Origin of the sequence: Winogradskya consettensis, assembly GCF_018332715.1 — a bacterium.
In the GTDB taxonomy this organism is placed as follows: Bacteria; Actinomycetota; Actinomycetes; order Mycobacteriales; family Micromonosporaceae; genus Actinoplanes; species Actinoplanes consettensis.
The window spans coordinates 122,713-147,612 of sequence record NZ_BOQP01000039.1 but is presented as its reverse complement, the minus strand read 5'-3'; the positions used below and the strand labels follow the sequence as shown (position 1 = coordinate 147,612).

The 24,900-nt window shown below is 69.5% G+C and carries 22 protein-coding genes; 8 read left to right on the top strand and 14 right to left on the bottom strand.

Annotated elements, in window-relative coordinates; translation table 11 throughout:
* Nucleotides 1–38 precede the first annotated feature (38 nt).
* Complete coding sequence (locus tag Aco04nite_RS32955; RefSeq protein WP_213001141.1) at nucleotides 39–1,046, bottom strand: magnesium transporter CorA family protein; 1,008 nt, start codon at nucleotides 1,044–1,046, stop codon at nucleotides 39–41.
* Between the two features lie 32 nt (nucleotides 1,047–1,078).
* A complete protein-coding gene (locus Aco04nite_RS32950) occupies nucleotides 1,079–1,873 on the bottom strand; it encodes a polysaccharide lyase family 7 protein (protein ID WP_213001140.1) in 795 nt (264 codons plus the stop codon).
* A gap of 160 nt (nucleotides 1,874–2,033) precedes the next feature.
* Here Aco04nite_RS32950 and Aco04nite_RS32945 point away from each other — a divergent pair, with 160 nt between their 5' ends.
* From Aco04nite_RS32945 to Aco04nite_RS32935, 3 genes are all read left to right on the top strand, one after another.
* Entirely contained in the window at nucleotides 2,034–2,918 is an 885-nt protein-coding gene (locus tag Aco04nite_RS32945; RefSeq protein WP_244876465.1) for a dioxygenase family protein, read from the top strand.
* Nucleotides 2,919–3,029: 111 nt separating this feature from the next.
* Nucleotides 3,030–4,274, top strand: a complete 1,245-nt coding sequence (locus Aco04nite_RS32940; protein ID WP_213001139.1) for a COG1361 family protein — start codon at nucleotides 3,030–3,032, stop codon at nucleotides 4,272–4,274.
* A gap of 89 nt (nucleotides 4,275–4,363) precedes the next feature.
* Nucleotides 4,364–4,708 carry an effector-associated constant component EACC1 gene (locus tag Aco04nite_RS32935; protein WP_213001138.1) on the top strand — a complete coding sequence of 115 codons (345 nt, stop codon included), beginning with the start codon at nucleotides 4,364–4,366 and terminating at the stop codon, nucleotides 4,706–4,708.
* On the opposite strand, the gene Aco04nite_RS32930 is transcribed toward Aco04nite_RS32935, so the two are convergent.
* Both Aco04nite_RS32930 and Aco04nite_RS32925 read right to left on the bottom strand, forming a co-directional pair.
* Complete coding sequence (locus tag Aco04nite_RS32930; protein WP_213001137.1) at nucleotides 4,705–5,526, bottom strand: SDR family oxidoreductase; 822 nt, start codon at nucleotides 5,524–5,526, stop codon at nucleotides 4,705–4,707. The two genes, Aco04nite_RS32935 and Aco04nite_RS32930, sit on opposite strands and share 4 nt — an antisense overlap.
* A gap of 75 nt (nucleotides 5,527–5,601) precedes the next feature.
* Nucleotides 5,602–7,074, bottom strand: coding sequence for an amidohydrolase (locus Aco04nite_RS32925; protein WP_213001136.1), 1,473 nt, complete (start codon nucleotides 7,072–7,074; stop codon nucleotides 5,602–5,604).
* Between the two features lie 71 nt (nucleotides 7,075–7,145).
* Between Aco04nite_RS32925 and Aco04nite_RS32920 the strand changes: the two genes are divergently transcribed.
* From Aco04nite_RS32920 to Aco04nite_RS32910, 3 genes are read left to right on the top strand one after another with little or no spacing between them, the layout of a single operon-like run.
* On the top strand, nucleotides 7,146–7,664 hold the full coding sequence (locus Aco04nite_RS32920; protein ID WP_203838932.1) for a SigE family RNA polymerase sigma factor: 519 nt from the start codon (nucleotides 7,146–7,148) through the stop codon (nucleotides 7,662–7,664).
* Nucleotides 7,661–8,338: a hypothetical protein gene (locus tag Aco04nite_RS32915; protein WP_213001135.1), complete on the top strand. Its 678-nt coding sequence runs from the start codon at nucleotides 7,661–7,663 to the stop codon at nucleotides 8,336–8,338. Before Aco04nite_RS32920 ends, Aco04nite_RS32915 begins: the two co-directional genes overlap by 4 nt.
* The gene (locus Aco04nite_RS32910; RefSeq protein ID WP_213001134.1) at nucleotides 8,335–9,402 is read left to right on the top strand and encodes an amidoligase family protein; all 1,068 of its coding nucleotides are present in this window, start codon (nucleotides 8,335–8,337) and stop codon (nucleotides 9,400–9,402) included. Before Aco04nite_RS32915 ends, Aco04nite_RS32910 begins: the two co-directional genes overlap by 4 nt.
* Before the next feature lie 1,111 nt (nucleotides 9,403–10,513).
* On the opposite strand, the gene Aco04nite_RS32905 is transcribed toward Aco04nite_RS32910, so the two are convergent.
* From Aco04nite_RS32905 to Aco04nite_RS32875, 7 genes are all read right to left on the bottom strand, one after another.
* A complete protein-coding gene (locus Aco04nite_RS32905; RefSeq protein ID WP_213001133.1) occupies nucleotides 10,514–12,112 on the bottom strand; it encodes a rhamnogalacturonan lyase B N-terminal domain-containing protein in 1,599 nt (532 codons plus the stop codon).
* Nucleotides 12,113–12,123: 11 nt separating this feature from the next.
* Nucleotides 12,124–13,566, bottom strand: coding sequence for a pectate lyase (locus Aco04nite_RS32900; protein ID WP_213001132.1), 1,443 nt, complete (start codon nucleotides 13,564–13,566; stop codon nucleotides 12,124–12,126).
* Between the two features lie 103 nt (nucleotides 13,567–13,669).
* Nucleotides 13,670–14,272, bottom strand: a complete 603-nt coding sequence (locus tag Aco04nite_RS32895) for an RBBP9/YdeN family alpha/beta hydrolase (RefSeq protein ID WP_203838937.1) — start codon at nucleotides 14,270–14,272, stop codon at nucleotides 13,670–13,672.
* Nucleotides 14,273–14,407: 135 nt separating this feature from the next.
* Complete coding sequence (locus tag Aco04nite_RS32890) at nucleotides 14,408–14,755, bottom strand: winged helix-turn-helix domain-containing protein (protein ID WP_244876464.1); 348 nt, start codon at nucleotides 14,753–14,755, stop codon at nucleotides 14,408–14,410.
* Nucleotides 14,752–15,207 (bottom strand): hypothetical protein, encoded by a 456-nt coding sequence (locus Aco04nite_RS32885; protein ID WP_213001131.1) that lies wholly within the window; start codon nucleotides 15,205–15,207, stop codon nucleotides 14,752–14,754. The genes Aco04nite_RS32890 and Aco04nite_RS32885 overlap by 4 nt, the downstream gene beginning before the upstream one ends.
* 190 nt (nucleotides 15,208–15,397) lie before the next feature.
* Nucleotides 15,398–16,426 (bottom strand): S66 peptidase family protein, encoded by a 1,029-nt coding sequence (locus Aco04nite_RS32880; RefSeq protein WP_213001130.1) that lies wholly within the window; start codon nucleotides 16,424–16,426, stop codon nucleotides 15,398–15,400.
* Between the two features lie 81 nt (nucleotides 16,427–16,507).
* Nucleotides 16,508–19,414, bottom strand: a complete 2,907-nt coding sequence (locus Aco04nite_RS32875) for a GH92 family glycosyl hydrolase (protein WP_213001129.1) — start codon at nucleotides 19,412–19,414, stop codon at nucleotides 16,508–16,510.
* A gap of 187 nt (nucleotides 19,415–19,601) precedes the next feature.
* On the opposite strand from Aco04nite_RS32875, the gene Aco04nite_RS32870 reads away from it, so the two are divergent.
* Both Aco04nite_RS32870 and Aco04nite_RS32865 read left to right on the top strand, forming a co-directional pair.
* Entirely contained in the window at nucleotides 19,602–21,209 is a 1,608-nt protein-coding gene (locus Aco04nite_RS32870) for a carboxylesterase/lipase family protein (RefSeq protein ID WP_213001128.1), read from the top strand.
* A gap of 21 nt (nucleotides 21,210–21,230) precedes the next feature.
* Nucleotides 21,231–22,859: a CocE/NonD family hydrolase gene (locus Aco04nite_RS32865; RefSeq protein ID WP_213001127.1), complete on the top strand. Its 1,629-nt coding sequence runs from the start codon at nucleotides 21,231–21,233 to the stop codon at nucleotides 22,857–22,859.
* A 32-nt stretch (nucleotides 22,860–22,891) separates the two neighbouring features.
* Here the strand turns inward: Aco04nite_RS32865 and Aco04nite_RS32860 are convergent, their stop codons facing one another.
* Genes Aco04nite_RS32860 through Aco04nite_RS32850 form a run of 3 tightly spaced genes read right to left on the bottom strand, consistent with a single transcriptional unit; the run spans nucleotide 22,892 to nucleotide 24,897 of the window.
* Complete coding sequence (locus Aco04nite_RS32860) at nucleotides 22,892–23,575, bottom strand: hypothetical protein (RefSeq protein WP_213001126.1); 684 nt, start codon at nucleotides 23,573–23,575, stop codon at nucleotides 22,892–22,894.
* 4 nt (nucleotides 23,576–23,579) lie between these two features.
* A complete protein-coding gene (locus Aco04nite_RS32855) occupies nucleotides 23,580–24,095 on the bottom strand; it encodes a SigE family RNA polymerase sigma factor (protein WP_213001125.1) in 516 nt (171 codons plus the stop codon).
* Between the two features lie 19 nt (nucleotides 24,096–24,114).
* Entirely contained in the window at nucleotides 24,115–24,897 is a 783-nt protein-coding gene (locus tag Aco04nite_RS32850; RefSeq protein ID WP_213001124.1) for a biotin/lipoyl attachment domain-containing protein, read from the bottom strand.
* Nucleotides 24,898–24,900 lie beyond the last annotated feature (3 nt).

Here is a 24,900-nt window from a genome sequence, read left to right as displayed (position 1 = left end):
CCCACCCGGCCGAAGATCCCCGGGCAGGGTACGCGAGATCACAACCAGCCGCGTCGTTTCAGGTAGACATAGAGCGAGCCGCCGGACACCAGGATCAGAAACACGCTGGCCACGAAGCCGGAAACCTTCTCGTAACCCCAGAACGGCACGTTCTGGCCGAACCACCCGGTGAGCGCCGTCGGCACGGCGATGATCGCGGCCCACGCGGCGAGCTTGCGGGTGATGTCGTTCAGGGCGTTGCTCTGCTCGTTGAGGTCGGCGTCGAGCAGCCCGATGATCCGGTCCCGGGACGCGTCGAGGGTCTCGGTCGCGCGCCGGGCGTGGTCGTCCACGTCGCGGTAGTAGGGCTTCAACCGGTCGTCGACGAGGCCGACCTCGAGCCGCAGCACTTCTTCGATCAGCGAGGGCATCGGTGCTACCGGGCGGCGCAGGTGGGCGAGGGCCTTGCGGAGGCCGAAGCCGTACATCCGGACCGGGCGCGGGGCGCCGCCGACCTCCAGGATCGCGTCCTCGGTCTTGTCCATCGCCTCGTCCAGCGCGCGGGCCGCGGCGAACTGCCCGTCGACCACCACGTCGAGCAGGCCGTAGACGAGGAACGCGACGCCGCTGTTCTTCGCCAGCTCGGGGTCGGCGTCCCAGCGCTTCAGCACGCCGGTGATGTCGACGTCGGATTTGCGTACGGTGATCAGCGCCCGGTCGGTGATGAACGAGCTGATCTCCCACTTGTCCATCGTCGGGACGGGGCCGCCGGTGGTGACCTGGACGGCGTACACGTTCATGAAGAGGTGGTTGCTGTACCTGTCGAGCTTGGGACGCTGGTGGTCGTGCACCGCGTCCTCGACCGCGAGCGGGTGCAGGGCGAAGGCGGGGGCGATCGCCTGCAGGTCGGCCTCGTCGGGATCGAGCAGGTCCATCCAGAGCACCGCGTCGGGGTGCTCGTCGAGCTTCTTCGCCGCCTCCACGGCACCGAAGCCCTCGGCCACGACACGGCCGCCCTCGTACAGCCGGGTCGTGACCGGGCACTTCGGCAATGCTGGTTCTGTCACAGGTGGGAGCCTATGCGGGCCCCCACGCACGATCAGCTGTGGGAGACGGTCAGGGTGTAGAACTTGACCTTCGCACCGTTGGTGGTGCTCTCCGACGAGCTCTGGTTGTACGAGCCGGCCTTGAAGTACTGCTTGTACGGGTTGAACGACGACGGGATCGTGTACGTCGTCTTCGACCCGTTTACCGTCAGGTTGATCTTGTTGCCGGTCACGTTGATGACGTAGTTCCATCGGGTGCCGAGCGGGACGTTGCCGACCAGGTGCAGCGTCTGTCCACCGTCGGGCGAGTTCTCCGTACCGATGTAGATGTCGCCGTTGGGCCGGTAATAGAGCTCCAGCAGCGGCTTGGTCGACGAGCCGCCCGAGCCCAGGTGCACCTGGCCGACGGCGACGTTCTTGGTCACCGACACGATCCGCAGGTTCGCGGTGAGCGTGTGGTTGCCGGCGAGCGGCCAGTCCGCGGCGCTGCCGTTGGCGTTCATCTCGCGCAGCTCGGACCGCGCGTAGTTGGAGTTGGGCGTGGTCACGCCCTTCTCCGGCGCCCAGAACGTCATCGAGCCGTCGTTCTTGTCGGTCCAGAAGTACGCCGGGTTGCTGTACCCGCTCGCACCCTTGAGCTGCGCCGGCGCGATCGTGGTGGGTGAACCGGGCGAGCCGATCGGCAGCTGGAGCGACCAGACCGAGAGGTTGAAGTTGCCGCCGGGCGCGACGGCCGGGTCGAGCGCCGCCGCGGTCGTGGCCGCGCCGGCGTTCGTGATGCCCAGGACACCGAGGGTGCCCACTACGGCGGTGGAGGTGGCGATGGCGAGGAGTCGTCGTCGATTCATGCCGGGCCTTCCATGGCTTTGGGGGGATGCACCGCTCCGGGGTGGCGGTGGGGGTCCGTCCCGAATCGGCAAGGCAACTAACAATTAACTCGTCTTACTTAAAGCTGTCAACTGTCGGCTATCGTGGTCACTTCAAGCTTCAAGTGTCAGGAGCCCGGTGATGAGTTCGCCCTTCGGATTGAACGTGCCCGCGGGGGCGTACGACGCCTTCCTGCCCGGCGCCCTGGAACGGGCCCGCGCCCAGCGTTCCTGGACCCCGGCCGACGGCCCGATGCCGGCGATGTATCTCAGCCACGGCGCCCCGCCGCTGTTCGACGACGGTCCCTGGCTCGCTCAACTCCTCGACTGGGCGCAGTCGCTGCCCAAGCCCACGAGCATCCTGATCGTCTCGGCCCACTGGGAATCCGCGCCGCTGATGCTGTCGGCCACCGCCGCGAGGACCCCGCTGGTGTACGACTTCGGCGGCTTCGACCGCCGCTACTACGAGATGAAGTACGAGACCCCCGACGCGAGCGCCCTCGCCCGGCGGGTAGCAGCGGTCATGCCGGACTCCGAACCGGTACACCAGCACCCGCGCCGCGGCCTCGACCACGGCGCCTGGGTCCCGCTGATGGCGATGTACCCGCTCGGCGACGTCCCCGTGCTGCAGATGAGCATGCCCACCCACGACCCGGCCCGGCTGATGGAGATCGGTTCCCGGCTGCGGTCGCTGCGCGCGGAGGGCGTACTGGTCATCGGCTCCGGCTTCATGGTCCACGGCCTGCCGTTCCTCACCCGCGCCATGGTCCAGCACGGCGAGATCCCCGCCTGGTCCGCGGACTTCGACGCCTGGGCCGCCGACGCCCTCGGCCGCGGCGACATCGACGAGCTCGCCGCCTACCAGGACCGCGCCCCGGGCATGCCCTACGCCCATCCCACCCCGGACCACTACACCCCGCTCTTCGTCACCCTCGGCGCCTCGGCCGATCCCACGAGCCCGGTGAAGACGGCGATCGAGGGCTACATGCTCGGCTTCTCCAAGCGCTCGTTCCAGACCATCGGCTGATTGCGGTTCGGCCTCGAAAATCGGCCGGCCCCGGTCACGGGACATCTTGCATTGTGTGCGGTCCTTACGCTTCAGGGCAGTAGCTTTTGGATTGCCCCGGAAGGATCCGCCATGCGCCGGTTCATGCTTGCCGCATCGGCATTTCTTGGTTTGACGGCGCCGGTTCTTGGTCTGACGGCGCCGGTTCTTGGTCTGGCAACGCCGGCAAGCGCCGCGGATCCGGTTCTGCTCGCGGGTAGGTCGTGGACGGTCGAGGCCGCCCCGGGCAGCGCATTCTCCGCCCAGGTGACGGTGCGCAACAACGGCACGGAGGTCGTGCACGGCGTCGCGCTCTCGCTGTATACCGACCATCCGATCGAGCCGGCCACCTCGGCGGAGAACTGCCGCTACCACGCCGGGGAGCTGGGCACGGCGGTCGTCGGTGCCTGCCTGTTCGTGCAGGACCTGCTGCCCGGCGGGAGCTACCAGGTGAGCATTCCTTACACGTTGCGCGCCGACACCTATGCGCCTTCGCGCTACGCCGGCCAGTTCTCATGGTCACCCCTCGACGGTTTCGACGCCGACGAGCACGGCACGCCCGGCACCGGTGCCCCGCTCGCGCTCGACGCGTTGCCCTCGGGTGACTTCACCACCAGCGCTGTCAGCGACTTCGACGTCGCCGTCACCGGCAAGCAGAGCGCCGACATCACCGCGATCGGCACCCGGGTCTCCGGCGCCGCCGGCACGACCGTGGACGCGACGGTCAGCCTGCGCAACAACGGCCCGGCGGTCCTCGGCGGCTCCCGCGGCGGCAATTCCGCGAGCGTCGCCGTCATCACGGTTCCCGCCGGGGCCACCGTCGTGACGGTCCCGGACGACTGCGGCAGGGACGACGACAGGAACTACCTCTGCGACACGGGCACCCTCCTCGCGGTGGGCCAGACCGTGAGCTGGACGTTCGGCCTGCGCATCGACAAGCTCACGCCGGACGCGACCGGCTCCGTCGAGGCCAACCCGGCGTGCTCGTGCCAGCGTTTCGCCGCCGACCTCGACAGGTCGAACGACAAAGCCTCGATCGTGCTCAACCCGGGCGCCGCCCCCAGCCCGAGCCCCAGCCCCAGTCCTAGCCCCAGTCCCAGCGAGACCCCCAGCCCGACCCCGCCGACCTCGTCTCCCACCCCGGTCGCCACCGGGACCAGCTCAACTCCGGCCGTGGTGGTCGCCGGAGAACCGGGCGGCACGGGTGGCACGGGCGGTGGCCTGCCCCTCACCGGGCCGGTGGCCGCGCTGATCGGTGGCGGCGGCACCCTGCTCGTCGTGGTCGGCATCCTCGCCTTCCTGGTTGCCCGCCGCCGCCGGACGACGTTCCAGGCCTGACCCCTTTGGGGTAACGCTGCGGTCAGGAAGCCGACTATGGGCGGCCTTCCCCCGCCTGGGCTCGTGTACCCAGGCGAGGGAGGCCATCCATGGCTATGACTTTGCAGATCACGGTCGAGGGCGACGACGGCGACGAACGGGGGACCACGTCGCTGCACCGCTGGTACCAGGACGACCCCACCGTCGTCGCCATCGCCGCCACCACCCTGACCCAGGACGCCCGCGGCCCGGCCGGCGTCGACATCATCGAAGCGACCGTCACCGACGCGATCGCGGCGGGCACCCTGCTCAAGTCGTTCCTGCAGTGGCGCGCCGCCCGCCGCAGCCGCATCCGCACCATGGCTAAAATGCGCCACGGCACCCGCGTCTACCTGGTCCGTGACGACTCCCCCGAGTCAGTCGGCGAAATCGTCCGCGACCTCAATGAGCGCTAACCCTGGGCTTCGATGGAGACCGGCTCCCATTCGCGCCACTCCGCGAGGCGCGATTCGTAGTCGGCCGTGGCGATGCCCAGGGGGCCGTTGCCGAAGAAGACCCGCAGGGGCGGGTTCTCGGCGTCGACGATCTTCAGGATCGCCGACCGGGTGGCCTCCGGGTCGCCAGGGGCGGCGACCCGCTTGGCGCGGCTCTCGGCGGCGAGCTCACGGGTCTTCTCGTACGCCGGGAGCTTCGTCGCGTGCTGAGCCGACGAGCCACCCCAGTCGGTGCTGAACCCACCGGGCTCCACCAGGGTGACCTTGATGTCGAAGAGCCCGACCTCCGCGGCGAGCGCCTGGCTGAAGCCTTCGAGCGCCCACTTGGAGGCGTTGTAGATGCCGATGTTCGCGAAGGCGGAGATGCCGCCGATCGAGGACACCTGGATGATGTTGCCGCCGCCCCCGTCACGCAGGAACGGCAGCGCGGCCTGGGTGACCCAGAGCGCGCCGAAGACGTTCGTCTCGAACTGGGCGCGGGCCTCGGTCTCGCTGATCTCCTCGATCATGCCGAACTGCCCGTAGCCCGCGTTGTTGACGATCACGTCGAGCGTCCCGAAGTGCTCGTGCGCCCGGGCGACCGCGGCGTAGACGGCGTCCCGGTCGGTGACGTCGAGCGCGATCGGGAGAAGCTTGTCGCCGTAGGTCGCGGCGAGGTCGGCGAGCGAGGCGGTGTCGCGGGCGGTCGCGGCGACGCGGTCGCCCCGGTCGAGCGCGGCGATGGCCCACTCGCGGCCGAAGCCGCGCGAGGTGCCGGTGATGAACCAGGTCCTGGCCATCTGCACGTCCTTTCTCGTGAAGTCTCAGTTCCTTCATATCCCGGCGGGGCGCCGTCATGCCCGGATGGCGCAGTGTCAGAGATCTCGCCAGGTCCACCGGCCGCCGAGCAGCGTCCCGGCCACCGGCATCTCCCGGAGCCGCTCCGGGCCCGCTGCCAGCGGATCTTCGTCGAGGATGACCAGGTCCGCGGTCTCTCCCTCTTTTATGTCGGTACGCCCCCGAGCGCTGGCCGCCATGGCGACGTCCACCGGCAGGCACTGCTCCGGGTGCCACGCCTCGCGTCCGTCGCGACTGCGCGCGGTCGCCGCCGCGATGGCCAGCCACGGGTCCAGCGGGGCCACGGGGGCGTCCGAGCCGAGCCGCAGCGTCGCGCCGGCGGCGTGCAGCGAGCCGTACGCGAACGCCCGCCCGGTCCGCCCCGCCCACAGCGCATCGGCGACGTCCCGGTCGTCCATCGCGTGCTCGGGTTGCACGCTCGCGACCAGGCCGAGCCGGGCGAACCGGACGAAATCGTGCTCCCCGACGAGCTGCGCGTGCTCGATCACGCCGGGCAGGCCGAGGCGTTCGAAAACGTCGATGACCTCGCTGTTCGCCCGGTCACCGATGGCGTGCACGGCTGCCGCGATGCCGTAGCGCGCAGCCGTACGCAGCAGGTCCGCCAGCTTCTCCGGGGCGACGGTGGCGACGCCGCACGCGTGCGGGGACAGCGGGTCCACGCCGGGGTACGCCTCCCAGCACAGCGCCGTACGCGTGTTCAGCGACCCGTCCACGATCACCTTCAACCGCCCCATCGTCACCAGGCCGCTCTCGCCGTCGAGCGGAACACCCGTGCGGAGTCCGGCGGCCACTGCGGCGTCGAGCCGTTCGGGCCAGACGGATGCCTCGACGCGCAGGCTCGTGACACCGGCCGCGACCCGAGCGGGCCACTCGGTGGCGTTGTCCGCGTTCTCGAAGTCCACGACCCCGACGACGCCGCGCCGGGCTGCTGCGGATGCGGCTTCGGCGTACGCGTCGAATCCGGGTTTGGTCTCGTCGAAGTCGTGCAGTGCGGCGATCCACGGCCCTTCCCGCAGCACCCCGGACTCGTCGAGCCGCAGGCCGATGCGCGCGGCGGCGCCGGAGCTGACCCATCCGCAGTGCAGGTCGCCGCTCACGAGCACCACTGGCGTGTCCCCCGCGACCGCGTCGAGTTCGCGCAGCGTGGGAGCGTCGGGCCAGAGCGCGTCGCGGAATCCGTACCCGGTCAGCGCGGTCCCGGCGGGCAGCGGCGACTCCCGCAGCGTTCTCGCGACCAGTGCGAGCACGTCGGCGGCGCTACCCGTCCCGGAGAGGTCGAGCCGGCTGCGTTGCGTGACCCATTGGGTGAAATGGACATGCTCGTCCCAGAGCCCGGGGCCGACAAACCGCCCATCCAGGTCGACGATCTCCGCGTCGCCGGGCTCGAGGGTGCCCTTGAGTGCGATGCGTACGATCCGGCCGCCGGTCAGGTACACGTCGTAGCGACGGTCGTCGCCGTAGAAGCGCGCGTCGCGCAGCAGTGTGCTCACCGCTTTACCTTCCCTCAAAAAAACTTGGAGAACCGTTGCACAACGCACGAACGAAGCCCGTCATAGAGGGTGTGACCTTCGAGCAATTCGCGACGGCCCGGTTGCCTGCCCTGCTCAGGTACGCGGTTGTCCTCACGGGCGACCGCGAACTGGCCCAGGACGTCGTCCAGGAGGTGCTGGCCCGTGCCCACGTCAAGTGGCGCCGGATCAGTGATGCGGACTCGCCCGAGGCGTACGTCCGCCGGATGGTGCTCAACGAGTATCTGTCCTGGCGGCGGAGCTGGGCGGCCCGCAACGTGCACGCGGTTGGTGAACGCCTGGCGGACCTGGACGATCTGCGCGGCGGGGTGCACGACCACGCCGACTCCGTCGTCGAGGCCGACGCCCTCTGGAACAAGCTGGCCACGCTCGGGCGAAAGCAGCGAGCGGTCCTCGTGCTGCGTTACTACGAGCAGCTGGAGGACGAGCAGATCGCTGATCTGCTCGGCTGTTCGCAGGCAACGGTACGCAGCCACGCCTCACGGGCGCTCAAGACCCTCCGGCTCTCGTCGGAGCATCAGACCAGGAAATTTGCCGAGGAGAAGTCGTGAACGACCACGGAGACCAGCTTCGCGCGGCCTTCCAGACCCGCGAGAACGAGACGCCCGACCCCGCCGCCGTTTTCCAGCGCGTGACGGAGCTGTCCCGCACCTACAAGCGCCGCCGCCGCGGCCTGCAGGTCACCGGTGGCGCGGTGCTCGGTGCCGGCCTGATCGCCGGCGCCTTCCAGCTCCCGGGGATCATCCCCGCGAGCCACAACAGCAACACCAGCATGGTCGCCCCGGCCGGCCCCGGCCTGTCCCCGGCACCGTCGTTCTCCCCGACCCCGTCTGCGTCCGCGTCGCCCAAGCCGGAGGAGTCCCCGGCGTCGTCCGCCGAGGACAAGGCCCGCGACGCGTTCTTCGACGCCGGTTACGGCTACGACGAGGCGGTCACGCTGGCCAAGCACTGGAAGATCAGCACCGAGGACATCGGCGAGGCCAAGGTCAAGGCCGGCGAGCTGATCCTCGCCCACAAGAAGCTCCCGGCCGGCGTCAAGCCCGACCCCGCGGTCGCCGAGTCGAAGAAGAACGAGAAGTACGCCGAGGCCTTCTTCAACGCCGGCTACGACTTCGACGACGCCGCTAAGCTGGCCGACACATGGAACCTCAAGGACAGCTACGACGCCAAGGTCATGGGCGGCAAGAAGATCCTCGCCGGCGATCCGATGCCCTTCCAGCCGTGATCCCACCGCTGCACCGGCGCATCGGGTTCGAGATCGAGCTGATGGCCCCTCCGGGCGTCAGCCGCCGGACCCTCGCCACGGACCTGGCCGCCCGCCACGGCGGCCAGGCCCTGCCGGTGTGGCATCACGACAGCGAGCTGTCCATGGTCCCCGGCCTGGCCCGGTTCCTGCACGTGACCCAGGGCTTCGAGGTGACCCGCGCCGACGGTTCCCCGCTCTGCACGCTGGTCGACGACATTACCCTGGTCAACGGTCTCGACAACAGTGCGCCCGCCAAGGACGGCTGGTTCCGCATCCTCGGCGACGAGGCCCGCCTGATCCGGCTGGTCGCCGCGCACAGCGACCCCGGCGGCACCCTCGACACCGCCCTGGACAACGCCGCGAAGATCTGGAACCGCCCCGTCGACCTCGTCGACGGCGTCTACCGCCTCGACGACGAGGCCGGCGCGAGCATCGCCATGGCCGCCCCACTGACCGGCGAGCGCGAACGCCCCTGCGAGATCATCACCCCGCCGCTGACCGCCGATCACGCCGTCACACTGGAAGACCTGCTCGGCCCGGCCCGCGAGCTCGGCTTCACGATCCCCCAGGAAGCCGCCGTCCACATGCACCTCGACGGCGCCCCGTTCCACAACCCGGCCACCCTGGCCAACGTCATCCGGCTCTTCGCCTTCTACCGCGAGCCGCTACGCACCGCACTGCAGACCAACACCAACTCCCGGCGCCTCGCCCCACTGCCTCCGCCCCTGGTCAGAGCGGTCTCTTTCGGTACGCCATCCTGGAAGGACCTCAGGTACGCCGCCACCGACGGCGAGCTCACCAAGTTCTTCGACGTGAACATGGTCCAGCTCTTCCGCGAAAACCCCATCCGCGACACCCTCGAGATCCGCATCCTCCCCGGCGCCCTCCACACCGAGGACATCATCAACCGCGCCGCCCTGATCGAGCTCCTCCTGGACCGCTGCGAAGACCCGTCCCCGATCCCCGAGGCCCCCACCGACCCGGCCGAAGCCCTCGAAGCCCTCCTCGAGCTGGCAGCCGAAGCCCTCGCCAACCGGCCCTAGCGTCCGAGCCGGGCCACGCCGGGCCGCGCTTGGCCGAGCCGGGCCACGCCGGGCCGAGCCGAGCCTGCGCCGCCGCGGGGCCTGCGCCGCCGCGGGGCCAAATATTGCGCTGCACAGCTGGATGCGACAACTTCGTGCGGCGTTGTTCGTCAAATCTGGGCAATCGTGTCTGACAGCAGAACGTATGTTTCCTGGCCAGACGTGATAGGCCCGCGCTTGACACCTGTCGCCGCAGGAGGTTGCGGCGTTTGAGGTTTCGACGCAACTTCGTGCCGTGGCTAAATTGTGCCGCCTTGCCGCCTACTGGAACGGATCAAAGGCTCAGGACACCAGGGTCTGTTCAAGCGTTGAGGTCGGAGCGAGGCGCAATCCGGGCCCGCAGCCAACGACGAACGGGCCCTAACCGCGACCGGCTGAGCTCCACTCCCGTGGTGACGAAGCAGGACGGCCAGCTTTCGCGCGACGCCGCGCCCGCGCCCCGATCCAGCCCCACAGTCTAAGCAAGCGGCATACGCAGCTCCGCGCCGAACGCACCCAGTCGGTCCAGGTCGGACGCCACGGCGCGACACCGCCCCATGCGGCCCAGGTCGGACGCCTCGGCGCGGCACCGCCCCGTGCGGTCCACGTTGGACCTCGCCGCGCGGGATGGTCCTGAGGAACCGGCGCGGCCGGGGACGGCCGGTAGACCTCGGCACGTCCCTGTCGACGCAGTTCGGCCCGGACCCGCGAACCGGGCCAACCCGGGGGCAGGAATCCACCCTCGTTGCCAGGCGATCTCACCGGACAGCTCCTTGCGCAGAAAGGCGGAGGCCGGCCGGTCTGGCGAGACCGGCCGGCTCGGTCCCGGCCGCATGGGGTACGGCAGGAACAGGTACTGATCACGCCGGTAGAAGCCGACGCGCGTTACCCCGGGTCAAAAGCATTGTGTGCAATTAAGTTGTGCACAATTAAATTGCACACAACCTAAACCGGCCTCTTACACCGAGTCGACGGCCGGCGCGGCCAACGCCGAGTCGACGGCCGGCGCGGCCAACATCGGGTCGACGGCCGGCGCGGCCAACACCGGGCCGACGGGCAGCGCGACCTACGCCGAGTCGAGGGGCGGCGCGGCCTACGCCGGGTCGAGGGCCAGTGCGTCGAAGACGAAGTTCGGGCTGAGGAAGCTTTCGCCGCTGCTGCCGCTCAGGACCGAGATCGACATGGTGTTGCTGCCGGTCTTCAGGGCGCTCGCCGGGATGGTGAACGTGTAGGTCGCGTTCACGCCGCGCCAGGTGCCCCGGGTGATGCCTCGGGAGTTGAGGTTGACCGGGGCCGGGGAGGCCGAGGACGGCGAGGTGAAGCTGCCTATCGAGACCGCGGGACGGCCGCCGGCGAAACCTCCCGTGGTGGCGATTCGCAGGCGTGCGCCCGAGGAGGGCACCGCGGACAGGTTGAACTTCAGGGCGAGCGGGGAGTTCACCGACTTGAATTCTGCCATCGGCCACGTCGAGGGGGAGGCCACGTCGACGGTGCCCGGTGTCCAGGATGACATCCGTACGTCCGACGGGTGCATGGTCTCGATCTTGTCGGCGTTGCGGAAGCCTGACGGCGTACCGTCGAATGCTCCGACCTGGAACAGGGTGCCCGCCGCCGGCAGGTCGCCGGAGAGTGCGAGTGTTGCCGTTCCTCCGGCCGTCACCGTCACCGACTTGGTGCTGCCCACCGCCAGCTCGCCCGCGTAGAGGGTCGCCGTGTAGGTGCCGGGCCGGACGTGGCCGATCACGAACGCGCCGCTCTTGACCGTGCCCCAGTATTGGCCGTTGGTGCCCGCGAGGGCGACCGTGCCGTCGAGGGTGCCGCGCCAGGAGCCGGTGGCCGTGCCGCTGACGTTGCCGCGCTGGGCATTGGAGAGCAGGCCCGGAATGTACGCCGACAGGAAGTCGAGGCTGTGCAGTTCCGGCTTGGCGCCGTCGGTGAGGGCCATCGCGTACGGTCCGTGCAGGCCGAGACGCAGGGCCTCGGGCTGCTGGTGGCCGCTGAACATGTAGTGCGTGATGTTCACGGCGGTGCCGGTGTCGTTGACCTCGATATCGCGGAAGAACGGGCCGCCGGAGCTCATCTCGTGCGTGCCACCGATGATGAACACGCCGTGGCCGTTGCCGCTCGCGCCGAAGGGTTGCTGCACGATGGTCCGCTGCGAGCTGTAGAACTTCGACGCGGTCTGGCCGTTGTCGAACGAGAAGACGTCCTCGCCCTCGACCTTGGCGGTCGTGCCCGCGGTCCGGGCCGCGGCCGGCGACGAGGTGAGCAGCGACGGCTTGAGGCGGGTGATGAAGCGGGCCTCGCCGGGGTCGAGCGCCTTGGCGATGTTGGTCGCCATGTAGACCGTGTTGTCGCTCTTGCGGGCGAAGTAGTACTGGGTCACGCCGTTGCTCGTGTTCGCGACGGTCACCAGGATCGCGCCGTTGCTGAACGTCTTGCTCGAGACGGAGGCCGACGAGAAGCCCGACTCGAACTGACCGGCGGCCTGCCCGGAGGCGGCAAGCTCGACGCCGTTGTGCTTGAGCGACGTCATGTTACCGTTGGTGGCGTTGACGATGAAGCTCATCCCGGAACCGCTGTCGAAGCTGACGTTCTCGGCGGCCGAGGCGAACTCCTGCCGGCCGATGAGACCCGCACCGGCGACGACGGCCACCGCGGTGAGGGCTACGACCAGTGTTTTTCTGGACATCGTTTCCCTCCCTACTTCAGGGTGATGTTGGTGGCGGTGCAGGTCGCGTTCGGCTTGGTGTCGACCTCGGTCGGCTCGCCGCTGGTCACGCCCTTGAAGCTCGCGCAGATGATGGTCTTGCTGGAGCTGCCGATCACGGTGACATTGTCGATCGCGGCGGTGTCGCCCAGGTTCGGGTTGATGCCGACCAGGACCTTCAGCGGGGCGGTGACCGTCACGTTGGAGACCTTGACCTTGCGGGCGAACTGCTTCGAGCAGTTGCCGCAGGAGCGGTAGAGCTTGCCGATGTCCGAGGCCTGGAAGTTCGAGATGATCATTGTGCCGGGGCCGTTGTGCTGGAACACCTTGTCCGCGGCCTTCATCGCGCCGCCACCGGTGATCGTCATGGTCTGGCTCGCCGAGGTGCCCTTGAACGTCGCGGCGTCCTCGCCCACGTCCTGCCACCACACGTTCTTCAGCGTGCAGGTGCCGAGGCAGTGCACGCCGTCCGCTGCGGGGGTGCCGATGATGACGTTCGACAGGGTCGCGCCGTCGGCGAGGTCGAAGAGCGCGTCCTGGCCCTCCTCCTGGCCGGTGCCGCCGAGGTCACCGGCGCCGATGAAGCGGGTGTTGGCGCCGTCGAACGTACCGGTGACCTTCTTCGTGGCGCTGAGCGTCTCGGTCTTGGTCGGCGTCGGCCAGCTCGTGGCAACCGGAGTGGCGGAGGCCGTCGCGGTCTTGGTGGGCGACGCGGTCGGGGTCGCCGTCGCGGTCTTCGTGGGGGAAGCGGTCGGGGTCGCCGTCGCGGTCTTCGTGGGGGAAGCAGTGGCGGTCGCGGTGGGCGTCGAGGTGGCGACGGCGGTGACCGCTACGTCGTCGAAGGCGGCCGACGCGCCGGTGGTGACCAGGCCCACGCGGCCCTTGGTGAGCTTCGCGCTGACATCGCCGACGAGCACGCTGTCGACGTACCCGCGGACCTTGGCGCCTGTCACGTCGAGGCGCAGGGTGTGCCATCCGGTGGCGGCGGCAGGCAGCGCCAGCGTGCTGAGTACGGTGACCGAATCGGTGCCCTTGACCTCTTCGAGGCGGGCGGCGCCGGGGGCGAGCACGAGCCGCTCGAACTGGCTCGACCCGTTGACCCGTGCCGCGATGCCCGCGGAGCCGGTGCCGGTCAGCGACGACGTCTTGACCTTGGCCGTCAGCGTGTAGTCGGTCCATTCCTGGTCACCGGCGAACTGACGGGCGAGCGCGCTGCCGGCGTCCGCCTGACGCAGCACCTTGCTGCCGTCGGTCGCTACGGACCAGGTGCCACCGGACTTGGTCCAGTTGCTGAGGCTGCCGCTCTCGAAGTTGTCGCTGAACGACGTGCTGTCGGCGAACGCGTTGGCGGTGAGACCACCGGCCGCGACGACGGCGACGACGAAGCCGCCGATCAGGGCAGCGCGCCGCCGGCGTCCAGGCTTTGCGTTTGTCATCCGTCTGCTCTCCAAAGGATCATCGTGGGACGTGATCCTGGTGCTCCGGCGGACGCGAAAGGTTGCCCGGCACACCAGCAAAAATCGCTGTGTGCCAGGACGACTACTTCTTGTTCGTGACCAGGCGTACGCCCGGGTTGTCGCACCACTCGACCATCGACGGCCAGCGCCCGTAGCCCGCAGCCAGGTCCAGGTGCCCGCCGCCGGGGATGTGATCGGTGGAGAACACCCCCGGGTAGACCACATCGGCCGAGGGCCGGCAGACCGGATCGTCGGTGGTGCAGACCAGCCGGGGCTGAGCCACCGAGGTCGCCGTGACGTCGTGGTGCGCACCCGGCGGCGGAACGAACTCGGCGAAGATCGGCTCACCGGCCAGGTACTCCGGGCTCGGCGGCGCGACGAACAGCAGCCGTGCGACCGGGAGGTGCACGCTGCCCCGGCGGCTGAGGTGCAGCCAGGCCGCGCAGGACAGGCTGTGCGCGATGACGACGAGCTCGGAGCCCGCCGCACCGGCCAGCTCGTTCTCGATCGCGGTCAGCCAGTCCTTCAGCACCGGCGCGTCCGACTCCGGCAGCTGCGGGTATCGAACGGGGTGACCGCGACGGGTCAGCTCCTGGGCGAGCAGATACTGCCAGTGCTTGATCGGCCGCTGGTTCTGCCCACCGTGCAAGATCAGGAACTCGGTTCTCTTCGCATCAGCGCTCACCGCGGTATCAACCGCATAACCGCGACCCGGTTACTGCCCGCGCGACCCGAGAGAGTTATCAACCTTGTCCGATACCTGCCACATGTACGGGCGTCCCGGGCCGCACGCCCCTCGGCCGCCCGGCCCGGCACCCCCTCAGAGCAGCTTCGCGATCTCCTGGAGCTTCGCGATGTGGGCGCTCAGCGCGGAGCGCCCCGCCGCCGACAGGTTGAGCCACGTCCGGGGCCGCTTACCCACATAGCCCTTACGCACCTCGACATAACCGGCATCGCTGAGCCCGGAGATCCGTTTCGACAGCGCCGAGTCGGAAAGCTCGACAGCATCCCGCACGAACCCGAACTCGGCCCATTCCGCCCCGGCCAGCACCGACACGATCCCGAGCCGGACGGGATCGGCGAACAGCGGATCGAGCCGCGCCCCGGTCCCGGCCGCCGGCTGCGGGCCGGGACCCGTGAGCGCCACTACGGGTGGATTGTCGGTCACAGCCGGGCGGTCCGGTCGAGCACGTGCCCCTGCCACCAGGGACCGGCGATCGCCAGCACCAGCCCGCCGGCGATGCCGAACCAGGCGGCCAGATGCGGCACCCTGACGTGCATCAGCACCACCTGCAGGGCCACCAGCACGATCACGCCGACCACCACAGCGATGATCCGCACCCGCCGGCTGAGCACCGGGCGCGGGCTCACCTGACGACCGAGCAGCGCGGATCCCCACCGGGAGCTCCAGAGAACGGCCGCGAGGACCAGGACCCAGGTCACCGTGGTGCCCCAACTCCGGCCGAAGGCCGGGACAAAACCCAGCAGCGCACCGTACGCGGCCAGAAACGCACCCCCGCCGATCCACCACCACCGCGACGTGACCGCCGCGGCCGCGGTCCGGCGCTGCCGGTTCTCGATCTCGTTCAGGGTGCGGCGGGCCTCTTCGGGTGTCGCCATGGTTCTCCACCTCCCGGTGCATCAGGAAAGTACTTTCTCACTTGGAAAGTAGCACTCCACTTTCCATCGCGGCAAGTACTTTCCTTCGACGCAGAGAACTGGCTGCCCGACCTCAAGGAGAATCGTCAGCGGCGCGCGTGCTCGATGACAGCCACGCAGCCCCGGGCAGGCCGGGAGGCGACCGAGGGGGTCAGCGCACGCCGGCCTGGACGGTCAGGGTTGCCGCTGCGACGTCGATCGTCGCGGTGGTGCCCAGGGGCACGGTGAGCTGGCCGTTGCCGTGACCGATCCGGAGACCGCCGAGGACGGGTACGCCGAGAGCGCCCACCCTGTCGAGCACTGCCTGCGCCGCCGTCCATTGGCCGGCGGTGACGGGTGCGTTGGTGAACTGGCCGATGGCGATGCCGGCGATGTGCCGCAGTGCGCCGGCGCGCAGCAGGTGGGTGAGCATGCGGTCGTAGCTGTACGGCGACTCGTCGGTGTCCTCGAAGAGCAGGATCGCGCCGCGCAGGTCGGGTAGGTCGGGGGTGCCGATGCTCGTCTGGAGCATGGTCAGGTTGCCACCGAGCAGGGTGCCGGTTGCCGTGCCCGCGACGGTGACCAGGGAGCTGGGCTCGGCCGGGTCGGGGGTCAGGACGATCGGGTCGGTGGTCATGATGGCGGCGCGCAGCGACTCGATCTCGACCGGGCCGGTGCGGGAGTCGGTCCAGTTGATCATCGGACCGTAAAAGCTGACCTGGCGGGCGGCCTGCCAGAGTCGTCCACTCAGGACGGTGAGGTCGCTGAAGCCGACGAAGACCCGGGGGTTTCGGCGCACGGCGCGCAGGTCGAAGCCGTCGATGATGCGCTGGGTGCCGTAGCCGCCGCGGGCCGCGAAGACGCCCTTGATGCCCGGGTCGGTGAACGCGGCGTTGAGGTCGGCGAGGCGGGCCTCGTCGGTGCCGGCCAGGTAGCCGTACTTGTCGTAGAGGTGGGCGCCGGTTTCGACGACGAGGCCGAAGCTCTGCAGGATCTGGATGCCGCGGGCGAGCCGGGTGTCGGGGATGCCGGCGGTCGCGACGACGCGAACCCGGTCTCCCGGCACCAGCCGCGGGGCTTTGACACCGGCCCGGGGCAGGACGGGCTGGGGCGGGGCTGCCTGGGCGGAACTCCCTGCCGCCAGGATCGATCCGGATCCGAGCGCTGCGGCGCCGAGGAGCGAGCGGCGGGAGATCGTCATAGAGGCAGATTTCCGGTACGCGGCCCGTCCGTCAAGTGCATCGACCAAAGTCGACGATGGACTGACGGGCCGCGAGCGGGGTTACGAGACGGCGACGTCGAAGATGTGCATCATGCCCTTGTCGCTGCCCTGCGGGAGGATGACCGCGTCCACGACCTTGGCGGGGTCGAGGGCCACGGGCTGGGTCGCGAAGACCCGGAACGTGCCGTCACCGGCGGTGCCGTTGACGTTGTTGCGGCCGGCGACGGTGACCAGCGCGGTGTTGCCCGCCGGTGCCGTCCCCGCCCAGTCGCCGAAGCTGACCGGGACCTGCTGGGTGGTGCCGTCCGTGTACTGCACGGTGGCGGTGCCCGCGGAGGGACCGTTGGTCGCCAGGCCGAGGAACGACACGGTCGAGGCGGCGGCGTTGTCGAGCTCGACGCGCTGGCCGTGCGGGAGCCAGTTGTCGGGCTTGCCGGGCTCGGCGGCGGGCCAGGTGAAGGCCGTGTCCGTGCCGGCGAGCGGGAGCTGGGCACCGGGCCGGGCGCCGGCGGCGGCGAGCGCAGTGCGGGACAGTGACCAGTCGCTGAGGTCCATCGAGCCGAGGTTGCCCTGACCGTCCGGTGTGGTGCCGACGTTGTTCATCGCGTCGGCGCCGTCGGTGTAGGAGGGCGGGATGTCCGCGGCACTGGTGCCCCAGGTGCCGGCGGTGGACTTCATCGTGAAGTCGAGCGTGCCGCCCTTGCGCACGAAGGAGGTGTCCAGCCACGACGCGGTCCGGCTCCTGCCGTCGACCTCGAGCGCGTTCACGTAACGCGCACCTGTGGCCGTACCCTTCGCATTGATCTTGATCTTGGCACTTCCGCCGATCGGGTCGATGACGATCCTGTCGAACATCGGGGCGCTGATGACCAGGTCACCGGTGCCGTAGATCGCCGGGTAGAGGCCCAGGTTGGCGAAGACGTACCACGCGCTGAGCGAGCCGGTGTCGTCGTTGCCGGGCAGACCGGTCGGGGTCGTGTCGTACATCTCGGAGACCGCGCGGTAGAGCACGTCGGTCGCCTTGGCCGGGGCCTGCAGCCAGTTGTAGACCCACGGCGTGCCGAACGGGGCCTGGTTGGAGAGGTAGTTGCCGGTCTGCGTGTACGCGCCGGCGTCGAGCTGCGCCATCAGCACGTCGAGCTCCGCGGTGGCCTTCGCGACGCCGCCCCGCTTGGCGATCAGCGTCGAGAGGTTCTGCGGGACGTTCCAGCCGTACTGGTAGCCGGTCGACTGGTTGAACTGGCCACGGCCGGCGCTGTCATCGCGTACCCGCAGGTCGAAGCCACGGTCGAAACCGGTCCGCTCGCGGGGGCGGATGTGCTGGGTCTCCGGGTCGAAGACGTTCATCCAGTTCTGCGCGCGGGCCATGAAGAAGTCGTACGCCGGCTTGTCGCCGAGCCGGTCCGCGAGCTGCGCGATCGCGAAGTCGTCGGTCGAGTACTCCAGCGTGCGCGACGTCGCGAAGTCGCCCTTGCGGTTCTCGATCATGCCGGTGGCGAAGTACTGGTAGCCGTCGGTCCGCTTCGTGGTCGTCGCCGGTAGGACCTGCGTCGCCTTCATGGACGCGAGCGCGGCCGCGCGGTCGTAGTCGGTCGCGCCCATGTCGTCGAGCGTCGCGAGGATGACCTGCAGGTTGTCGCCCTGCATACGGGAGACGCCCGGGGCCCAGCCGCCGGTCTGCTGGGTCAGCGCGACGATCGAGCGGTTGATGTCGTTCGCGACCTGCGGGAACGTCAGCGCGACGAGCTGGACCTGGCTGCGGTAGCCGTCCCAGCCCGTGCCGGGGAAGTTGATGTTCTTGTAGAAGTGGTGGCCCTTGGCGAGCGTGTAGAGCTTGTCGTCGTAGCCGACGTACTGCCCGTTGACGTCGTCGCGCGGGGTCGGGTTCAGGAACGCGTGGTAGAGCGCGGTGTAGAACTTCGTGCGCTGCTCAGCCGAGCCGCCGTCCGCGTCGACCGTGCCGAGCGCGTCCTTCCACAGCTTCTTCGCGTCGTTCTTGACGTCGTTGAAGCCGTCGTTGCCGACCTCGGTGTCGCGGTTGAGCGCGGCGTTCTCGACGCTGGTGTAGCTGAAGCCGGTCTTCGCGACGACCTTCGAGCCCTGCTTGAACGTCAGCCACGCGCCGGTGTCGTGGCGGTAGTCCACGCCGACGTCGGTGGTGCTCTTGATCGCGTGCGTCGAGCCCGGGGTCAGCGCCTCGTCGGTCCACGTGCCGTACGACGCGAAGTCATGGTCGTACCTGGTCGAGAAGTACGCCTTGTAGTAGTTGCCGTTGTCGCAGACGTCGACGCCGTACATCCAGCCGGACACCGTACGCGTCTTCGGGTCGATCGTGACCTCGCTGCCGAACGTGCGGTTGTTCGGGCCGGACGTGTCGAGGATCAGCGTCGAGTCGCCGCTCTTCGGGAAGTCGAAACGGCTGACACCCGTACGCGACGAAGCGGTCAGCTCCGCCTTGACATCGTTGTCAAGGTCCACGCCGTAATAGCCGGGCTGCGACACCTCGTCGGCGTGAGCGAACTTGAGGTAGTAGTCCTTGATGTTCGTCGCCGGGCTGGATGGCAGCACACCACCGGTCAGCGCCCCCGCGTACGGAATGGTCGGGAACTCGTAACCGCCGTAGCGCCCGGTGCAACCCGTGCCGTCGTAGCGGGTCATCCCGAAGCCCCGGATCAGGTCGGCGGTGTACTCGTAGCCGCCCTTCTCCCCGACCCCGGCGTTGCCTTCCTTGTACGTCGTCGGGCTCAGCTGCACCATGCCGAACGGCACCGTCGCGCCCGGGAACGTGTTGCCGTACGCGTCGTTGCTCTTGTTCTGGGTCTGGTCCAGTTCCGTGCCGATGAACTGGTTGACGGCGTCGAAGGCCGAGAGCTCACTCGGCGCGGCAAATGCCGCGGTCGACGCCAGCATCGGCACCAGACAGCCGGCTACCAGCGCGGCCCTGCGCCATGCGCGTACGGGAGTCATGCACGTATTCCTCTACGTCGGTGAATGTGAGACGGGGCCAGTCTCCGCTCCACAGGAGACGCGCACACGACCGTGAACCGACTTCTAGATCAACTGCCGGTGCGCAGCAGACCGGACCCGGATAGATTGTTGCTTATATATTTCCGCCGCGATACGTTCCGATGACCCCACCGGGAGGTTCGCCACCATGAGAATCCTGCCCTGGGCCGCCGGCCTCACCGCCGCGGCACTCCTCGCCTCCGCGGTGCCGGCCGCGGCCGGCTTCGTCTCCTCGCACGCGGGCGGTCCGGCCGCCTACGCCGGGCAGTTCCCGGTGGTCAAGACCGACAAGGGCCAGGTCCGCGGGCAGGCGAAGGCGATGGTGACCAGCTTTTTGGGTCTTCCGTACGCCGCACCGCCCACCGGCGGCCTCCGCTGGCGCGCACCCCAGCCCGTCGCCAGATGGCAGGGTGTCCGCGACGCGACCACGTTCGGTGGTTCCTGCGTGCAGGGCAGCGGCTGGGATCCGGGTTACGAGCAGCCCACGCTCACCGAGGACTGCCTCTACCTGAACGTCTACCGGCCGTCGGATGCGAAGAAGAAGGACCTGCCGGTCCTCGTGTGGAACCACGGCGGGGGCAACGTCGGCGGAGCGGGGCGGGACACCAACCCCGACAAGTTCGTCACCCGCGAGGACGTCGTCTACGTGACGATCAACTACCGGCTCGGCGCGATGGGCTGGCTCGACACCCCGGCCCTGGAGCGTTCCGACGCCGGCGCGGGCAATTTCGGCCTGCTCGATCAGCAGGCGGCGCTGAAGTGGGTGCAGCGCAACATCGGGGCCTTCGGCGGCGACGCCGGCAACGTCACGCTCGCCGGGCAGTCCGCCGGAGCGAGCAACACCTGCGCGCAGCTCGCGTCACCGGCGGCGCGCGGGTTGTTCGACCGGGCGATCATGCAGAGCGGGGGCTGCTCGGCGCGTACGCCCGACGCTGCCCGGCAGAGCGGTGAGCAGTTCGCCGCCGAGCTGGGCTGCGCGCCCGGCGCCGGTCAGCCTGCCTGCCTGCGTGGCAAGAGCCCGGCCGACGTCCTCGCCGCGCAGACGAAGGTGCGCCAGTCCGGCCCGGTCGCCGGCCCGGCGGTGCTGCCGGTGGACCCGCTCGTGCTGCTCAAGGCCGGCACGCTGACCGATCTCCCGGTGATCAACGGCGGCACTCGGGACGAGTCCCAGCAGAGCGTCTTCGCCACCTACGACTACGTGGGCAAGCCCCTCACCGGGGCGCAGCTCACGGCGCTGATCACCGCGGCCTACCCGGCGGGTGCCGGGCGGGTGGCGGCGGCGTACCCGGTCTCCGCGTACAAGTCTCCGACCGTGACGTGGGGCGCGATCTCCAGTGATCAGCGCGCGTGCCGCGACCAGACGCTGCGGGACCGGCTCGCCACCACCACGAAGACCTGGGCGTACGAGTTCGCGGAGCGCGACGGACCCCCGTTCACCTCGATCTGGCGGCTCGGCACGGACTACCCGTTCGGCGCCACGCACGTCAACGACCTCGGTTACCTGTGGGACTACCTCGGCACGGCGCTGCCGTTCAGCTCCGCGCAGGTCGACCTGTCCGACCAGATGATCAGCTACTGGGGCGCGTTCGCGCGTACGGGCAACCCGAATGTGAAGTTCGCACCCACCTGGCCGAGGCATACCGCGCAGGGCGACGTCCTGCAGTTCGTCGCACCGAGCGCACAACGTGCCACGCACGCGCGGATCGACGCCGAGCACAACTGCGCACTGTGGAACGGGATCAGTCCCGCGCCGTGACCGTTCTCTACTCTTGATCGCATGAGCAGAGTGCGGGCGCGGTTCTCCCGGTGGATGCAGACGCGGCGGATCAAGGGGCTGACCCCGGGGCCTTACGACGTGGCCATCCAGCGGGACCTGCGGGTGCCCATGGACGACGGCGTGGAGCTGCTGGCCGACCTCATCACGCCGGTGGGTCCGGTCGGCGATGCGCTGCCGACGATCGTGATCCGTGGGCCGTACGGGCGGCGCGGCCCCGTCGCCGGGTGGGCTCGCGCGCTCGCCCGGGAGGGTTTCCCGGTGCTGTTCCAGAGTTGCCGTGGCACCTGGGGTTCCGGCGGTGTCTTCACGCCGCAGGTCGATGAGCAACGAGACGGGATCGCCACGCACCGCTGGGTCCGGCAGCAGCCATGGTTCACGGGGAAGGTCGCGACGTTCGGGCCCAGCTACATGGGGTTCACCCAGTGGGCGGTCGCCGGGAAGCTGCAGCGCGAGGATCCGGTCAACGCCCCGGACGCCCTCTGCCTGGTCGTGACAATGCCCGACTTCGGGCCGATCACCTGGGACAACGGCACGTTCGCGCTGCGTAACGCGCTGGGCTGGACCCAGATGATGGACCGCATGATCCGCCGCGACATGCTCCCGCTGGCGCTGGCGATGATCCGGCCCGACCCCAAGCTGGGCAGGGCGTTCGGGGTGCTGCCGCTGCGGGACGGCGACACCGTCGCGACCGGGCATCAGGTCGACTGGTACCAGGACTGGGTCGCCCACGACCAGCTCACCGACGACTACTGGACCCAGCAGTCACACACCGCCTCGGTTCCCGACGTCACCGCCCCGATCTACATGATCACCGGCTGGTACGACATCTTCCTGCCGGCCCAGCTGCGCAACCATGCCCAGCTCACCGCCGCCGGGCGGCCGCCGCGGCTCACCGTCGGGCCGTGGGGGCACGTCTCCAAGGGGATGGACGCCCCGGCCATCGGTGAGACCACGGCGTTCCTCAAGGAGCACTTCGCCGGGGCGCCGGCCACCCGGGTCGCGCCGGTCCGGGCGTACCGGACCGGCGCCGAGGTGTGGCATGACCTGCAGACCTGGCCGCCCTCCGGGGTCACCGCACAATCGCTGTTCCTGTCCGGATCGGGCCGGCTCGACGCGGCGCAGCCCTCCGACGAAACCACGACATATGTGTACGATCCCGAGCACCCCACGCCGTCCGTCGGCGGCCCGAGCCTGCTACCGGATTCGGGTCCGGTGGACAACGCGGAGCACGAGAAACGGGCCGACGTCGTCGTGTTCCGCGGCGACCCCCTGACCGCACCGGCCACGATCGCGGGCGAGCCCGTGGCCCACATCCGGTTCCGGTCGTCACAGCCCAGCGCGGACGTCTTCGTCCGCATCTGCGACGTGCACCCCGACGGCCGCTCGATGACGGTCTGCGACGGCATCCAGCGCGTCGAGACCTCACCGGACTTTCAGGACGTCGAGGTGGCGTTGTGGCCGACGTTCCACGAGTTCGCCCCGGGTCATCGCATCAGCGTCCAGATCAGCTCGGGCGCCCACCCCCGCTACGCCCGCAACCCCGGCTCCCCCGACACTGCCACCACCCACCGGGCGACCCAGGAGATCGCCCACGACGGCTCCCGGATCGACCTGCCGGTCCTGCCATAGCGAGATCGTCGGGACCGAGTCGGACGACGCTGTCAGCCGCCGATCGACTGGGCCTGCGCGGTGACGGTGATGCCCTTGGCGAAGCTGACGATCTGGTCGTCGCTCAGCCCCACCGACGCCGGGACCTGCACCTGCACGCTGTGGCCCGCGTTGTCGGGGAAGAACAGCCAGCGGGTGTCCGACAGCTTGCCCTCCTCTTCCAGCGGGAATCCGAGTCTGCCGTCCGCCCCGTTGATGTCGACCTTCTTCACCGGCGACTCGGCGGGGAATTTCGACAGTCCCTGCAGCGAGACGGCGATCTGCCCCTCGAGGCTGACAGCCTCGCCGGGCTTCGGCGCGGCGATGTCCGCGCCGGGCGGTGCCACCAGGAACGACGACGTGTCCGAGGAGATCACCTTCCAGTTCTCCGGCACGGTCGTCACTTCGAACCCCACCGGCTGGTTCCCCTGGTACGCGACCAGCTCCAGCCTCGGAGCCGCGGGTGCCGCAACAACCCGCGCGGGGCTGCTCGGTGCCGGGCTGAACTGGCCGGCACCCACGCCCACAGCCGCCGCAGCGACGACGGCGACCGCGCCGGTGACGCCGAAGCGCTGCCAGCGACGCCGAGTGACGGCTCGATGACCGCGGGCCACGTCGGCGGCGACGACATCCGGGCCGGAGCGGCCGGTGGGCACGGCATCCGGCAGGTTCTTCAGGACGTCCATGACATCGGGCATCTCATCATCCTTTCGCAAAATTGGTCAGGTGACCTGCGGGGAGGAGTTCGCGGAGCCGTTGCAGCCCGCGCGCGCTCTGGCTCTTCACGTTGCCTTCGCTGCACCGCATGGCGTCGGCCGCCTCGGCGATGCTGAGGCCTTCGACGTAGCGCAGCACAACGGCCGCGCGCATACTCGCCGGCAACGTGCCCAGCAACGACACGACCGTCGAGTTGTCGTTCCACGGATCGTCGGCGACCGGCGTTTCAGGCAGCTGTGACCGCACCTGTTCGCGACGCCGGAACAGACTCCGGTGCTCGTCGGTGGCCACGTTGACCACGCAGCGCCGGGCGTACGCATCGACGGTTTCCGGCCGAACCCGCGGCCAGGCCAGGTACAGCTTGGTCAGCGCCGTCTGCACGACGTCCTCGGCCTTCGCCAGGTCACCGGAGACCAGCAATGCGGCCACCCGGACCAGCCCGTCGCGGCGTGCCGACACGAACTCGGTGAACTCCCGGTCCCGCTCAGAGTTCCGTCCCACAGATCACCAGCCCTCTCGCCTACCTACAGAACGCCCCTTCTACGGAATTCACGGCGCGAGGGTTGCATGGCAGCGCAATGAGTCTCGGATTGCCGGGCCCGGTGCGGGTGTCGATCTCGCCGGTGAAGCGCAGGCCGGGGACGAGATCGCTGACGTCCGCCGCGCTGGACGGCAGCAGAACCATCCGCAGGAATCCGGGTGCCGCGCCGGCCTCGCTGCCACCGGTCATGCTGGGCACGATCCGCTGGACCGTCGCCTTGAGGGAGCGATTCAGGCCCTTCGCCTTGAGTTTGGCGGTCATTCCCGGGCTGAGGTCGGGGAGGTTCTCCACGGCGACGTCGGTGACGAAGATCAGCTCGGCCGGGTCGTACAGTTCGACGAACGGCTGACCCGGTTGCAGGGTGCTGCCCATGGTGACCGGCTGGTCGACGACGATGCCGGCCCGCGGTGCGACGATCGTGAGCTTCTTCAGGACCGGCTCGCCGTCGGAGTCGGTCGTGGTGACCTCGACGATGCCGAGCTTGGCGCCCGCCGCGACCCGCTGCTCGGCCTTGACCGAGACCTGGATGACCTGGCCCGGGCGCGGGGTCTCGACCGGGACCGGCTGGGCGGTCAGGGTGACGGCACCGAGGTCGACGAGAGCGGCGCTGGTCACCCGGTCGGCGGTGAGCTTGATGAAGACGAAGACCGCGGCGGCCAGCATCAGCAGGACGATGAACCGGGCCCGCCATTTGCGGCCCGACCTGCGGGCCGGCTTCGGTGCGGGTGGCGCGGGTGGCGCGGTGACGGTGGGGGCGGCCATGGC